The sequence below is a fragment of the Methylopila musalis genome (assembly GCF_042679725.1).
Classification (GTDB): domain Bacteria; phylum Pseudomonadota; class Alphaproteobacteria; order Rhizobiales; family Methylopilaceae; genus Methylopila; species Methylopila musalis.
Genome location: NZ_JBHTMX010000068.1, coordinates 1 through 14,473 on the forward strand (window position 1 = coordinate 1; position 14,473 = coordinate 14,473).

Consider the following 14,473-nt stretch of genomic DNA (forward strand, 5'->3'; position numbering starts at 1 on the left):
CGATCTGGTCGTCGCCGAAGGTCGCCGTCACGCCGCCGCGTCCTCGGCGGCGAGCAGGCGGGCGCGCTGCTCGGCGGCGAGCGCGTCCACCAGATCCCCGAGGCCCTCGCCCTCCATCACCTGGTCCAGCTTGTAGAGCGTGAGGTTGATGCGGTGGTCCGTCACCCGGCCTTGCGGGAAATTGTAGGTGCGGATGCGCTCGGAGCGGTCGCCGGAGCCCACCTGCACCCGGCGCGCGTCGGCGCGGGCGCCGTCCACCCGCTCGCGCTCCAGATCGTAGAGCTTGGCCCGGAGCAGGGCGAGCGCCCGGGCGCGGTTGCGGTGCTGGGAGCGCTCGTCCTGCACCGCCACCGCGATGCCGGTGGGCAGATGGGTGACGCGCACCGCGGATTCGGTCTTGTTCACATGCTGGCCGCCGGCGCCCTGCGCCCGGTACACGTCGAAGCGCAGCTCGGCGTCGTCCAGCGTCACGTCCACTTCCTCCGCCTCGGGCAGCACCGCGACGGTGGCGGCGGAGGTGTGGATGCGGCCGGAGCTTTCGGTCTCCGGCACCCGCTGCACCCGGTGGACGCCGGATTCGAACTTCAGCCGGCCATAGACGCCGACGCCGGCGATCTCGGCCACGATCTCCTTGAAGCCGCCGACCGCGCCCTCGCTCGTCGACAGCACCTCCACCTTCCAGCCGCAGGCGTCGGCGTAGCGCTGGTACATGCGGAACAGGTCGCCCGCGAACAGGGCCGCCTCGTCGCCGCCGGTGCCGGCGCGCACCTCCAGGATGACGCCGCGGCCGTCGGCCTCGTCCTTGGGCAGCAGTTCGAGCTGCAGGGCGCCCGCGGCCTCGTCGCGGCGGTCGCGGGCCTCGGCGAGCTCGGCCTCCGCCATGGCCCGCACCTCGGGATCGCCGTCGATCTCGGCGGCGAGCAGCGCGAGGTCGGCGATGTCGTCCTCGATCGCGCGCAGCCGCTCGATCGCCTCCACCACGGGCGCGAGCTCCGCCCGCTCGCGGCCGAGGCGCGCGAGACCGTCGCCGTCCGTGGTTTCGGACAGCGCGTGGTCGACCGCGGCGAAGCGTTCCAGCACCGCGTCAAGCTTATCGGCAGGAAGATCGACGTTCACGGCTCGACAGGAAGCCCCCGTTTGGCGGCGTAGGCCTGCAGCGCCGGGCGCAGGCAGGCGGGGCCGTCCTCGGCGTCGATCAGCGGTTCGAGCAGGGCGGCGGCCTCGGCCACGTCCAGCGACAGCAGCATGGTCTTCACCGGGCCGACCGCCGCCGGCGACACCGACATGGCGCGGTAGCCGATGGCGAGCAGGGCCATGGCCTCAAGCGGCCGGGCGGCCATCTCGCCGCACAGCGTCACCTGGGTGCCGTGCTTGGCGCCGGCCCGCGCCACGGCGCGCAGCGAGCGCAGGAAGCCGCGGCTCAAGGGATCGAACCGGGTCGCAATGCGCGGGTTGCCGCGATCGGCGGCGTAGAGGAACTGCATCAGGTCGTTGGAGCCCACCGACAGGAAATCGGCCTTGCGGGCGATTTCGTCGAGCTGGAACAGCAGCGAGGGCACCTCCACCATCACGCCGAGGCTCATGGAGGAGGGCGCCCGGTGGCCGTGGGCGTCGAGGCGCGCGCGCTCGCGCTGCACCACCGCCACCGCCTCGTCGAACTCGGACACCGCCGCGACCATGGGGAACATGATGCGCAGGTCCCGGCCGGCGGCGGCGCGCAGCATGGCGCGCACCTGGGTGCGCAGCAGCGCCGGTCGGTCGAGCCCGAGGCGAATGGCGCGCCAGCCGAGCGCCGGGTTCTCCTCCGACTCCATGCTCATGTACGGCAGCACCTTGTCGCCGCCGACGTCGAGGGTGCGGAAGGTCACCGGCTTGCCGCGCGCGGCCTCCAGCACCGAGCGGTACAGCGCCTCCTGCGCCGCGGTCTTCGGCAGCGAGGTCGCCACCATGAACTGCAGCTCGGTGCGGAACAGGCCGACGCCGTCGGCGCCGGTCTCCTCGATGTGGGGCAGGTCCACCAGCAGGCCGGCGTTGAGATAGAGCGAGACGTCGACGCCGTCCTGGCTGCGGGTCGGCTTCTCGCGCAGCGCGCGGTACTGCTCCTGCCGGCGGGCGCGGAACCGCACCTTGTCGGCGTAGGCGCGCTCCACGTCCGGCGTCGGCCGCACATGGACCTCGCCCGAGACGCCGTCGACGATGATGGCGTCGCCGGCCTCCACCAGCCCGGTGGCGTTCTCGAGCTGGCCGACCGCCGCGATGCCGAGGGCGCGCGCCACGATCGCCACATGGCTGGAGCCGGAGCCCTCCTCCAGCACGAGGCCGCGCAGGCGCGAGCGGTCGTAGTCCAGCAGCGCCGCCGGGCCCATGGAGCGGGCGACCACGATGGCGTTCTCCGGCAGCTCCGCCACGGCGGGGGCCATGCCGAGGCCGGGCGAGGTCAGCTCGCGCAGCAGGCGGTTGGCGAGGTCGTCCAGATCGTGCAGCCGCTCGCGCAGGTACGGGTCGGTCTGGCGCTGCATGCGGGCGCGGGTGTCGGACTGCACGCGCTCGACCGCGGCCTCCGCGGTGAGGCCCGTGAGCACCGCCTCGTGCAGCCGCCGGCCCCAGCCCCGGTCGTTGGCGAACATGCGGAAGGCTTCGAGCACGTCGCGGTGCTCGCCGGCGCGGGCCACGTCGCCCTCGTCCAGCAGCACGTCGATGGAGGCGCGCAGCCGCGCCAGCGCCGAATCGAGCCGTTTCAGCTCGGCGGCGGCGTCTTCGGCGATGAGGTTCTTCACCACCACGCGGGGCTCGTGCAGCACCACATGGCCGAGGCCGATGCCCTCGGACAGCGGGGAGCCGCCCGCATGGGCCGGGCGCCGGCCCACGGGCTCCACGCCGCCGCCGGGAGGCGCCAGCTCGCCGCTCGCGATCATTTCAGCGATGACCATCGCCGTGGTCTGGAGCGCCTCGATCTCTTCGTCGGAATAGGAGCGGTGGGCCTTGTTCTGCACCACCAGCACGCCGAGCGTGTTGCCGGAGCGCAGGATCGGGACGCCCATGAAGGAGTGATAGATCTCCTCGCCCGTCTCCGGCTTGTAGGAGAAGGCGGGGTGGGCCTGGGCGTCGGCGAGATTGACCGGCTCGGCTTCGTCGGCGACCAGGCCGACGAGGCCTTCGCCCTTGCGCATCGTGGTGCGGTGGACGGCGTCACGGTTGAGGCCCTCGGTGGCGTACAGCTCGAGGTCGCCGTCCACGCGCAGCACGTAGACCGAGCAGACCTCCGCCACCATGTTGGCCGCGATCAGGACGACAATGCGGTCGAGCCGCTCCTGCGCCGTGACCGGCTCAGCCATGACCTCGCGCAGCCGGCGCAAAAGCACGCGCGGGCCGCCATACGCGCCTCGCATCTTCCGCTCTCCGGATCGGTGGTCGTCGTCCTTGCGCCGTCTCGGGGTCTACGGCCTCGTCATCCCAGGCGCGCGGGCCCCACGCCGCGGACCGGCCCGCCTGCGGTCAGGCCTTGTCGAGCCCGTATAGCGAATGCAGCGTTCGCACGGCAAGCTCGGCGTAGGCCGCGTCGATCAGCACCGAGATCTTGATCTCGGACGTGGTGATGGCGCGGATGTTGACGCCCTTGCCCGCCAGCGCCTCGAAGGCCTTGGCCGCGACGCCCGCATGGCTGCGCATGCCGATGCCCACCACCGACACCTTGCACACGTCGTCGGTCGAGCTCAGCGCCTCGAAGTCGAGGCCGCCCTTGCGGGCCTCGAGGATCTGCGACGCCTTCTGGAGATCGCCGCTCGGCAGGGTGAAGGTGATGTCGGTGGTGCTGCCGTCGTCGGAGACGGTCTGGACGATCATGTCGACGTTGATCGCCGCCTCCGCCAGCGGACCGAACACCGCCGCGGCCACGCCCGGCTTGTCCTTCACGCGGCGGAGCGTGATCTGGGCTTCGTCCTTGGAATAGGCGATGCCGGTGACGACCTGTTTTTCCACGATCTCGTCCTCGTCGCAGATGAGCGTTCCGGGCGGCAGGCCGTTCGGGCCCACCTGCGGCGCGTCCGGCGCGTCGAAGCTCGAGCGCACGAACAGCCGGACCTTGTGCACCATGGCCATTTCGACCGAGCGCACCTGAAGAACCTTGGCCCCGAGCGAGGCCATTTCGAGCATCTCCTCGAAGGCGATGCGCTCCATGCGCTGCGCCTTCGGCACGATGCGGGGATCGGTGGTGTAGACGCCGTCCACGTCGGTGTAGATGTCGCAGCGGTCGGCGCCGATGGCCGCCGCCACCGCCACCGCGCTGGTGTCGGAGCCGCCGCGGCCAAGAGTCGCGATGCGTCCGTCCGGGGCGACGCCCTGGAAACCGGCGATCACCGGCACCTGGCCCTCGGTCATGATCGCGGTCAGCGAGCCGCCCTCGATCGATTCGATCCGGGCCGAGCTGTGGGTCTCGTCGGTGCGCAGCGGGATCTGCCAGCCCTGGAACGAGCGCGACGGCACGCCCATGCCCTGCAGCACGATGGCGAGCAGGCCCGACGTCACCTGCTCGCCGGAGGCGACGATGGCGTCGTATTCGCGCGCGTCGTGGATGGCGCCGGCCTCTTTCGTCCAGGCCACGAGCTGGTTGGTGGCGCCGGCCATGGCCGAGACCACCACCGCGACCTCGTTGCCCGCGTCGATCTCGCGTTTCACGTGGGCGCCCACATTGCGGATGCGTTCCACGGTCGCGACGGACGTGCCGCCGAACTTCATCACTATGCGGGGCATCGGAACGGATCGGTCTCGGGAAAACGGTCGGGGGCGACGGACGGAAGGCCCATCGGCGAAAAAGGCGCGTATAGATAGCCGCCGACCTCTCCCGACACAACGCCGGAGACGATGTTTCGATGACGACGCCGAACGCCGCCAGCCTCGACCGCGACGAGGTCGCCCGTTTCGACGCCCTCGCGGACCGCTGGTGGGACCCGAACGGACCCATGAAGCCGCTGCACCGGTTCAACCCCGCCCGCGTCGCCCTCTTCCGCGACGCCGTCGCCGCGCGGTTCGGCCGCGACCCGCAGGCCATCCGCCCGCTCGCCGGCCTGACGCTGCTGGATGTGGGCTGCGGCGCCGGCGTGCTGGCGGAGCCGCTGGCGCGGCTCGGCGCCGAGGTGACGGGGATCGATCCGGGCGCCGATCTCATCCCCGTGGCGCGGGTCCACGCCGAGGACGCCGGTCTCGACATCGCCTACCGCTCCGCCACCGCCGAGCAGCTGCTGGCCGAAGGCGCGAGCTTCGACGTGGTGGTGGCCTCGGAGGTGGTGGAGCACGTCAATGACGTGCCCGGCTTCATCGCGACGCTCGCGGGCCTCGTCCGGCCGGGCGGGATCGTCCTGCTCTCCACCATCAACCGCACCTGGCTCGCCCATGCGCTTGTGATCGTGGGCGCGGAATACGTGCTGCGCTGGCTGCCGCGCGGCACCCACGACTACGACCGCTTCGTCACGCCGGACGAGCTTGCGGCGGCGGCGCGGGCCGCGGGGCTGGAGCCCGAGACGCCGAAGGGCATACGCTACGACCCGTTGCGGGACCGCTGGCGTTCGAGCGGCGACGTCACGGTGAACTACGCCTTGGCGGCGGGCAGGCCCGGCGCCGTGGGCGGGGCCTGAATCGCCGCGGGGGCGGCCTCGGCGTCGTCTTTGGCCTCGGCTTCAGCCACGGCCTCGGCCGCCTCGTCCTCCGTGGCCTCGGCCTTGTCCGCGTCGGGCGCGGGGACCGGCTGCGGCTCGCCGAGCGGAATCACGTCCACGGTGTGGCGCGTCTTCTGGGGGCCGGCGGTGATGAGAACGCCGTCGATCGGGGCCACGTCCGAATAGTCGCGCCCGACCGCCACCACGATGTGGTCGTCGCGGGTCGCCATGGCGTTGGTGGGGTCGAAGCCGCGCCAGCCGAGCTGGTCGCCGAGCCAGACCTTGACCCAGGCGTGCATGGCGTCGGCGCCTTCGAGCCGGGGCCGGCCGGCCGGCGGGATGGTGCGCAGGAAGCCGCTCACATAGGCCGCCGGCACGCCGATGCCCCGGAGCGCGGAGATCATGATGTGGGCGAAGTCCTGGCACACGCCCTTGCGGGCGGCGAAGGCCTCGTCCACCGGCGTGTTCACCGTGGTGGCGCCGGGCTTGTAGGCGAACTCCTTGGTGATGGCCTTGGCGAAGGCCAGCATGGCGACGCCGATCGGCGCGTCCATGGCCACATGCTTTCGGGCGTAGGCGGTCATCGCCTCCGAGGCGTGGGCGATGCGGCTGTCGCCGAGATAGTGCATCGGCCCCCGGCCCGAGACGTCGCGGGAGGCGAAGGCCGCGCGCACGATCTCCGCCACCGTCGGCGTGGCCTCGAGGTCCGGCGCGGCGCGGTGGATCTCCACCCGCGAGCGCATGGTGATCTTGAGCGCCTGATGGGGCTGGAACAGCAGCACGTGGTCGAGCGTGTTGCCGAAGAAGTCCTGGTCCAGCACCCGCTCGCCCGGCCGGGGCGAGATGTCGATCTCCGCGCCCCAGACCGTCTGGCTCGGCTCCTGGGACGGGCGCACCCGCAGGATGTGCCGGGCGTCCTTCACCTGGTCCGGGTAGTCGTAGGCGATCTTCAGCGTGATGTCGTAGATCATTCCGCCTCCAGCCGTTCCACGCCGAGCTGCGGGCCGAAGCTGAAGTAGCGCTCCGACATCAGGTTGGAGATGTCGCCGAAATCATGGGCGATGCGGGTCAGGAACGGGATGGTCGCCTCCTCCGGATCGCCGGTGGCGAGGCGGACCTTCAGCCGGGCGGAGCGGCGGGCCACCTCGTCCAGCGTCTCGCCGTGGCGCAGGCCCGGCAGCTCGCGCAGCAGCGCGTCGAAGGCGTTGGCCTGATAGGCGACCGAGCGCGGGTTGAGCGGGTCCAGCACCGCGAGGTCGACCACGGTCGCGCGCGACAGGTCCACCGAGTAGCGCCGGCGGTAGGTGACGCGGCTGTCGGTGTATTCGAGCAGAGCCTCCAGCCCGCCCTCGGTCAGGTCGGGCTTGGTCAGCGCCGCGGCGACCACCGCCGTGGTCTGGCCCCGCTCCACCCGGCGGCCGCACTGCAGGAAGCGCCAGCCGGTGAACTGGTACATGTTCTCGTTCACGAGGCCCGAGAAGCCGGCGAGCCGGGTCAGCACGCCGCTCGCGAGATCGGCCAGCGCCCGCGGGTCGTCGCTCGGCGTGTGGCCCTCCACCAGATCCACGATCTCGCCCAGCACCCGCCAGCCGTCGGGGGAGAAGCGGTCGCGGATGCGGGAGGCGGTGGCGAAGGCCTGGGCGGCGAAATCCAGCAGGCCGGCGGCGGGGTGCGCCGCCTTCTTGTCCATGCCGATCTCAACCAGCGTCTTGAGCAGACAGGCCTCGATCGCGCCCTCGGCGTCCACCTCCGCCAGCCGGCCGGCATAGATCCGCACGAGCCGGGTGGCGGCTTCGGCGCGCTCCACGTAGCGGCCGAGCCAGAACAGGTTGTCCGCCGCCCGCGACGGCGGCGCGCTCGGCAGCCGGCGGTAGAACTGCGCCGGCCGATCCGACAGCAGCGACACCGGCTTCTCGTCCTCGGTGTCGGACAGGATCCACACGTCCACCGAATGGCCGCCGGCCTGCATGGAGATGGCGCGCGCGTCCGGGGAGCTGGAGACGCGGGCGAAGGCGCCCGGCATCACCCGCCAGCCGTCCGCGTCCCGCGACAGGAACACGCGCATGGTGACAGGCCGGGGCTGCAGCCGGCCGTCCACGAACACCGGCGCGGTGGAGAGCGCCACGATCTCCTGTCCCACCACGTCCACGCCGCCGCCGTGGTCGAGCGCGTCGATCAGGCGCTCGGAGGCGGAGCGCACGATGCCGAGGTCGAGCGGCTTGCGCCGCTCCGTCGTCGCGCCCGAGGCGATGGGGAAGGCGTCGGCGAGCGACAGCCGGTCGCGGTTGTCGGAGACGAAGTCGCGCTCCGCCTCCTGCCCGCACCACCACGTGGCGACGGTCGGCAGCTTCAGGTCCTCGCCGAGCAGGGCGCGGGCGAGCGCCGGCTGGAAGGCCAGCAGCGCGCGGGTCTCCAGAATGCCGGAGCCGAGCGCGTTCACCATCTCCACCGCGCCCTCGCGGATCGCCCGCACCAGACCGGGCGAGCCGATGCGCGAGCGGGGGTAGAGCTCCAGCGGATCGGCGAAATCGCCGTCGAGGCGGCGCCACAGCACCCGGATCGGCTTGGCCCCGTCCACCGTGCGCACCGACACCGACGGCCCGTGAGCCGCCAGATCGCCGCCCTCCAGCAGCAGGAAGCCGAGATAGCGCGCCAGATAGGCGTGCTCGAAATAGGTCTCGTTGTGGGGGCCGGGCGTCAGCAGCGCCACCCGCAGGCCGCGCCCGTCGTCGAGCGCGTAGAGCGCCTTGCGGAAGGCCTTGAAGAAGGACGCCAGCCGCTCGACCTTCAGCTTTCGGATGAGGTCGGGGAAGGCGCGGGTGTTGGCGACCCGGTTCTCCAGCGCGAAGCCCGCGCCCGACGGCGCCTGGGTGCGGTCGCTCAGCACCCACCAGCGCCCGTCCGGGCCGCGCCCGAGATCAACCGCGATGAAGCGGATCAGCGGCTGGCCCGACAGGCCCTGTTCGGCGAGCGGGCGCAGGAACTCCGGGTTGCGGCCGAGAATCGGCGACGGCAGCACGCCGTCGCGCACCAGCCGGCGCTCGCCGTAGAGGTCGCCCATCAGGCGCTCGAGGAAATGGGCGCGCTGGATCAGCCCGGCCTCGAGCTCCGACCATTCCGCCCGGTCGAGGATCAGCGGCGGGTGGGCGAGCGGCCACACACGCGAGGGCGCGCCCTCGTCTGCGCCGCCGTAGACCCGGTAGAACACGCCGGCTTCGCGCAGATACTGCTCGGCGCTGGCGAAGCGGCGGCCGCGCTCGTCCTCGCTCATGCGCGACAGCGCGGCGATCATCTCCCGGTAGTGGGGACGGATGCGCCCGTCCGGCCCGCGCATCTCGTCGTAGATGCCCGGCGGCGGCGCATAGCCCTTCAGCAGCGCGCGCACGGCGGCGACGTCCGGCGGCGGCGGGGCCGCGAGGGTTTCGGTTTCGGGCACGGGCGGCGGACTCCAGTCGGGGCCGCATCATGGCGCAGCGCGCGGGGCTTGGCGATTGCCGAACCGCAACGCCCGGCCGTCCATGACGGCGGGCGCCGGCGTTCGGGGCGTCAGCGCGGCCCGGCGGGGCGGCGCAGGTCGAGCGTGTGCGGGAAGCTCGGATCGGGCGTCTCGGTCACGGGAACGAAGAAGCCGGCGGTGTGGCCGATGTCCTCGAACCGCGCCAGCCGCCGGGCCTCCGCCTCGTAGGCGTTCACCGGGAAGGTGTCGTAGTTGCGTCCGCCCGGATGGGCCACGTGGTAGACGCAGCCGCCGATCGAGCGGCGCGACCACGTGTCGTAGATGTCGAAGGTCAGCGGCGCGTGCACCGGCACCGTGGGGTGCAGGCCCGAGGCCGGCTGCCACGCCTTGAAGCGCACGCCCGCCACCTGCTCGCCGCCGACGCCGGTGGGCGAAAGCGGGACCTGACGGCCGTTGCAGGTGACCACGTGGCGCGCCGGGTCGGCGTTGGTGAGCTTCACCTGAAGGCGCTCGACCGAGGAGTCCACGAAGCGCACCGTGCCGCCGATGGCGCCGGTCTCGCCCATGACGTGCCAGGGCTCCAGCGCCTGCCGAAGCTCGAGCCCGACGCCTTCGCGCTCGATCCGGCCGCAGAACGGGAAGCGGAACTCCCACTGCGCCTCGAACCATTCGGCGCGCACGGGGTAGCCCGCGCGGCCGAGGTCGGCGAGCACGTCGAGGAAGTCGGCCCAGACGAAGGCGGGCAGCATGAAGCGGTCGTGCAGCCGGGTGCCCCAGCGCACGAAGCCCCCGCCCGCGGGCTCCTTCCAGAACTTCGCGATCATCGCCCGGATCAGCAGCTGCTGGGCGAGGCTCATGCGCGCGTCCGGCGGCATCTCGAAGCCGCGGAACTCCACCAGCCCGAGCCGGCCCGTGGGGCCGTCCGGCGAATAGAGCTTGTCGATGCAGATCTCGGAACGGTGGGTGTTGCCGGTGACGTCGATCAGCAGGTTGCGGAACAGCCGGTCCACCAGCCAGGCCGGCGGCGGCCAGCCCTCGCCCGGCGCCGGCACGTTGGCCATGGCGATCTCAAGCTCGTAGAGCTGGTCGTGACGGGCCTCGTCGATGCGCGGCGCCTGGCTGGTGGGGCCGATGAACAGGCCCGAGAACAGGTAGGACAGCGACGGGTGGCGCTGCCAGTGCAGCACCAGCGACTTCAGCAGGTCCGGCCGGCGCAGGAACGGGCTGTCGAGCGGCGTCGCGCCGCCCACCACCACATGGTTGCCGCCGCCGGTGCCGGTGTGCTTGCCGTCGATCATGAACTTGTCGGCGCCGAGCCGGGACTGGCGCGCGTCCTCGTAGACGCCGGTGGTGATCGCCACCGCCTCCCGCCACGACGCCGCCGGATGGACGTTCACCTCGATCACGCCGGGATCGGGCGCGACCCGGATCACGTTCACCCGCGGGTCGTACGGCGGGGCGTAGCCCTCGATCTGCACGGGCAGGCCGGTCTGCTCGGCCGAATCCTCGATGGCGCCGAGCAGGTCGAGATAGGCCTCGATCGACTCCATCGGCGGGATGAAGACGCAGAGCTTGCCGTCCCGCGGCTCCACCGAGAGCGCGGTGCGCACATGGCCGATGATCTCGTCCTGCACCGTCGCGGGCGCCTGCCAGGTGGGCTGGTCCGGCGTGGTGATGCGCCGCTGGCGGTGGGCGATGGCGATCTCGTCCGGATCGGGCAGCGGCGGAAGCTGGCGCACCGGATCGGCGGCGAAGAAGTAGGGGAAGTCGGCGGCGCCGAGATAGGGCAGGGCGCCCAGCGGCAGGCGGTAGCCGAGCGCGCTGTCGCCGGGCGACAGGAACAGCTTGCCGCGCCGGGTCGACCAGCGCTCCGACGCCCAGCGCACGCTGAGGCTCTGCCAGGACTGGATCGGCAGCACGTAGCCGGTGGGCGTGTTCAGCCCGCGGTCGAACACGCGGGCGATGCGGGCGCGCTCCTCCGCGTCCTCGAGCTTGGGATTGGACGGGTCCACGTTCTCGGGCAGCTGCGCCTCGCGCACCAGCCAGTAGGACGGGTCCTCGTAGGCCGCCAGCGCGTTGTCGGTGGGCACGCCGAGCCGGGAGGCGATCTCCCGCGTCAGGGTCTCGGCCGCGGGCAGGTTCGCGAGCGCGGTGCGGCGCTCGCGGGCGATCAGGTCGGGGTTCCGCCAGATCGGCTTGCCGTCCTTGCGCCAGTAGAGCGAGAAGGTCCAGCGCGGCAGGCTTTCGCCCGGATACCACTTGCCCTGCCCGTAATGCAGGAAGCCGCCGGGGGCGAACCGGTCCCGCAGCCGGCGGATCATGTCGTCGGCGAGGCCGCGCTTCTGGGGGCCGACCGCATCCGCGTTCCATTCCGGCGACTGGAAATCGTCGATGGAGACGAAGGTGGGCTCGCCGCCCATGGTCAGGCGCACGTCCTGGGCGCGAAGCTCCGCGTCCACCTTTTCGCCGAGCTCGTCAAGCGCGGTCCAGCTCTCGTCCGAGAACGGGAACGACACCCGCGGCCGCTCCGCCACGCGGGTGACCGACATGTCGAAGTCGAACTCCACCTCCGCGAAGCTCGCCGCGCCGCTGATGGGGGCGGCGGTGCGGTAATGCGGCGTCGCCGACAGCGGCACGTGGCTTTCGCCGGTGAGCAGGCCCGAGGTGGCGTCGAGCCCGATCCAGCCCGCGCCGGGCAGATAGACCTCGGTCCAGGCGTGCAGGTCGGTGAAGTCGTAAGACGTGCCGGCCGGGCCGTCGAGGGCCACGAGGTCCGGCTTGAGCTGGATCAGGTAACCCGAGACGAAGCGGGCGGCGAAGCCGAGCCGGCGCAGCGTCTGCACCAGCAGCCAGCTCGAATCGCGGCAGGAGCCGGAGAGCAGCGTCAGCGTCTCCTCCGGCGTCTGCACGCCGGGCTCCATGCGGATGAGGTAGCGGATCGTCTCCGACAGCGTCCGGTTGAAGTTGACCAGGAAGTCGACCGTGCGGGTCTCGCTGCGGTCGATCTCCTTCAGGAAGGTCTCCAGCTTCGGGCCGAGCGGCTCGGTCTCGAGATAGGGCTTGAGGTCCGCCTTGAGCGATTCCTCATACTCGAACGGCCAGCTCTCCGCGCTCTCCTCCACGAAGAAGTCGAACGGGTTGTAGACCGTCATGTCCGCGAGCAGATCGACCTCGATCTTGAACTCGGTCACCGGCTCCGGGAACACGAAGCGGGCGAGGTAGTTGCCGAATGGGTCCTGCTGCCAGTTGATGAAATGGTTCGCGGGCGTGACCTTCAGCGCGTAGGACGGCGTGCGGGTGCGGGAGTGCGGCGCGGGCCGGAGCCTTACGATCTGCGGACCGAGCGTCACAGGCCGGTCGTACTGGTAATGCGTGACGTGGTGCAGAGCGGCGAGGATCGACATCGGCGAAAGGCGTCCTGACGTTGAGGGCGGCGCAAGCTTACCCGGCCCCGTCGGCGCAGCAAGGGGCCGGCGCCGCGTTCCAAGGCGGCGCCTCAATCGGAGGCGGCCGCCGCTGTTTCTCACGGCGCCGTGTGAAAGTCCGGAACCTTTCGCCGTCTCGCGCGCTCTTGGGCCAGTCCGGCATGAAGCGGGCGCCCGCGTCGCCCGAAAGGTTAAAGGTCATGAAGCTCTTCGCCTGCCCGTCCTGCGGCCAAGTCGTGTTTTTCGAGAATGTGGTGTGCGAGCGCTGCAACCACGCGCTCGGCTACGAGCCCGAGAGCAACGCCATGTTCGCGCTGGAGCCCGCCGACGGCGGCTGGACCGCGGTAGGCGCCAAGGCGGACGACCGTCCGTGGCGCTACTGCGCGAACTATGAGCACGGCGTCTGCAACTGGCTCGTGCCCGCGGACGGCGAGGACCCGTTCTGCGTCGCCTGCCGCCACAACCTTGTGGTCCCGAACACCGCCGACGCGGCGAACGTGGAGCTGTGGCGCAAGATGGAGGTGGCGAAGCGCCGCCTGTTCTACACGCTGATTCGGCTGAAGCTGCCGCTGGTCACCCGCGCGGAGAACCCGGAGGGGCTCGGCTTCGAGTTCCTGAGCGAGGACCCGACCGCCGCCGGCCACGTCATGACCGGCCACGACGAGGGGTTGATCACCATCGCGCTGGCGGAGGCCGACGACGCCGAGCGCGAGACGCGCCGCACCTCCATGGGCGAGCCCTACCGCACCCTGCTCGGCCATTTCCGCCACGAGGTCGGCCACTGGTATTGGGACCGGCTGGTGCGCGACGCCGGCCTTCTGGAGCCGTGCCGGGCGGTGTTCGGCGACGACAGCCAGGATTACGGCCAGGCGCTCCAGACCCATTACGCCGAGGGGCCAAAGCCCGGCTGGCAGAACGAGTTCGTCTCCCACTACGCCGCCGCCCACCCGTGGGAGGACTTCGCGGAGACCTGGGCGCACTACCTCCACATCACCGACACGCTGGACACTGGCCGGGCCTGGGGCTTCAAGGTCGATCCCCGCGTCGACCGGGAGGACGCGCTGACCGCGGAGATCGACTTCAACGCCTACGCGGCCTCGACCCCGATCGCGAGCATCGTTGAGGCGTGGATCGCGCTCGCCGGCGCCCTGAACGCCCTCAACCGCTCCATGGGCGCGGCCGACGCCTATCCCTTCGTGCTGTCGGAGGCGGTGATCCACAAGCTCGCCTTCATCCACGATCTGGTCCATGGCCGGGTGACGGCGAACGCCGCTCCGCCCCAGCCGGACGTGGCCCCCTCCGAGCAGGCGATCGCCTGATCCGGGCCGCCTGATCCGGCGACGATCCATCCGCGGCCGGCGCCTCGCATCCGGCCGCGGGGACAGCCCCATCCCTCGTCCTGATGGCGCGCCGCAGCAGCTAACATGTTGCGGCGCAAGAACGATTTCCGCCGGCCGCGGCGTCCTGCGCGCTTGACAGGGCTGGGCTCTGGCATGCCAACTCCCGGCCGGGCAGCGCCGAGGCGGCGAACCGCCGCAGCGGCGGCGGCGTGTCGCGTCAGCGCAAGAAACACAGCCTAGAAACGCTGGCGCGGGGTTTCGCCCGCCGGCCGCCTTCGTCGAAAAGCGGATTGCGGCCGCAGGCGAAATGCGCGCCAACGGACCGGATCAGGGTCCGGCCGCGCCCGTCCGGGAGCTCACGAAGCGCGCCAGCCGCGCAGCTGTCGGGACCCGCGGGCGCGCGAACGTCATCGGGAGCGCCGGGCGGCTTGGCCGCGGGCGCGCCTGTCTTCGCTGCGGTCGCCCGCGTCGGCCGCCGTCCGCGCCCCGTGGCGCGGCCGTTTCGGCGCGGCGGCGCGCATCCTTCGGAAACGACGGGGAGTCGTCGATGAACATACATGAGTATCAGGCGAAGGCGCTTTTGCGTCGTTTTGGGGCGCC

8 protein-coding genes are annotated in these 14,473 nt (G+C 71.7%); 2 read left to right on the forward strand and 6 right to left on the reverse strand.

Annotated features, from left to right (window positions below; genetic code table 11):
• Positions 1 to 27: 27 nt before the first annotated feature.
• The 3 genes from prfA to ACFQ4O_RS09295 form a co-directional block, all read right to left on the reverse strand.
• A complete protein-coding gene (gene prfA / locus ACFQ4O_RS09285; RefSeq protein WP_378775414.1) occupies positions 28 to 1,116 on the reverse strand; it encodes a peptide chain release factor 1 in 1,089 nt (362 codons plus the stop codon).
• Entirely contained in the window at positions 1,113 to 3,389 is a 2,277-nt protein-coding gene (ptsP, locus tag ACFQ4O_RS09290; protein ID WP_378775415.1) for a phosphoenolpyruvate--protein phosphotransferase, read from the reverse strand. The genes prfA and ptsP overlap by 4 nt, the downstream gene beginning before the upstream one ends.
• 106 nt (positions 3,390 to 3,495) lie before the next feature.
• Entirely contained in the window at positions 3,496 to 4,749 is a 1,254-nt protein-coding gene (locus tag ACFQ4O_RS09295; RefSeq protein WP_378775416.1) for an aspartate kinase, read from the reverse strand.
• Positions 4,750 to 4,868: 119 nt separating this feature from the next.
• On the opposite strand from ACFQ4O_RS09295, the gene ubiG reads away from it, so the two are divergent.
• Complete coding sequence (gene ubiG / locus ACFQ4O_RS09300) at positions 4,869 to 5,630, forward strand: bifunctional 2-polyprenyl-6-hydroxyphenol methylase/3-demethylubiquinol 3-O-methyltransferase UbiG (protein ID WP_378775417.1); 762 nt, start codon at positions 4,869 to 4,871, stop codon at positions 5,628 to 5,630.
• Here ubiG and ACFQ4O_RS09305 read toward each other — a convergent pair.
• The 3 genes from ACFQ4O_RS09305 to ACFQ4O_RS09315 all read right to left on the reverse strand — a co-directional run bounded on the left by ACFQ4O_RS09305 (position 5,585) and on the right by ACFQ4O_RS09315 (position 12,512).
• A complete protein-coding gene (locus tag ACFQ4O_RS09305) occupies positions 5,585 to 6,622 on the reverse strand; it encodes a transglutaminase family protein (RefSeq protein ID WP_378775418.1) in 1,038 nt (345 codons plus the stop codon). The genes ubiG and ACFQ4O_RS09305 overlap by 46 nt on opposite strands.
• The gene (locus ACFQ4O_RS09310; protein WP_378775419.1) at positions 6,619 to 9,087 is read right to left on the reverse strand and encodes a circularly permuted type 2 ATP-grasp protein; all 2,469 of its coding nucleotides are present in this window, start codon (positions 9,085 to 9,087) and stop codon (positions 6,619 to 6,621) included. Before ACFQ4O_RS09310 ends, ACFQ4O_RS09305 begins: the two co-directional genes overlap by 4 nt.
• A 110-nt stretch (positions 9,088 to 9,197) precedes the next feature.
• Complete coding sequence (locus tag ACFQ4O_RS09315) at positions 9,198 to 12,512, reverse strand: transglutaminase family protein (protein ID WP_378775420.1); 3,315 nt, start codon at positions 12,510 to 12,512, stop codon at positions 9,198 to 9,200.
• Positions 12,513 to 12,733: 221 nt separating this feature from the next.
• Between ACFQ4O_RS09315 and ACFQ4O_RS09320 the strand changes: the two genes are divergently transcribed.
• The gene (locus ACFQ4O_RS09320) at positions 12,734 to 13,852 is read left to right on the forward strand and encodes a zinc-binding metallopeptidase family protein (RefSeq protein ID WP_378775421.1); all 1,119 of its coding nucleotides are present in this window, start codon (positions 12,734 to 12,736) and stop codon (positions 13,850 to 13,852) included.
• Positions 13,853 to 14,473: the final 621 nt, after the last annotated feature.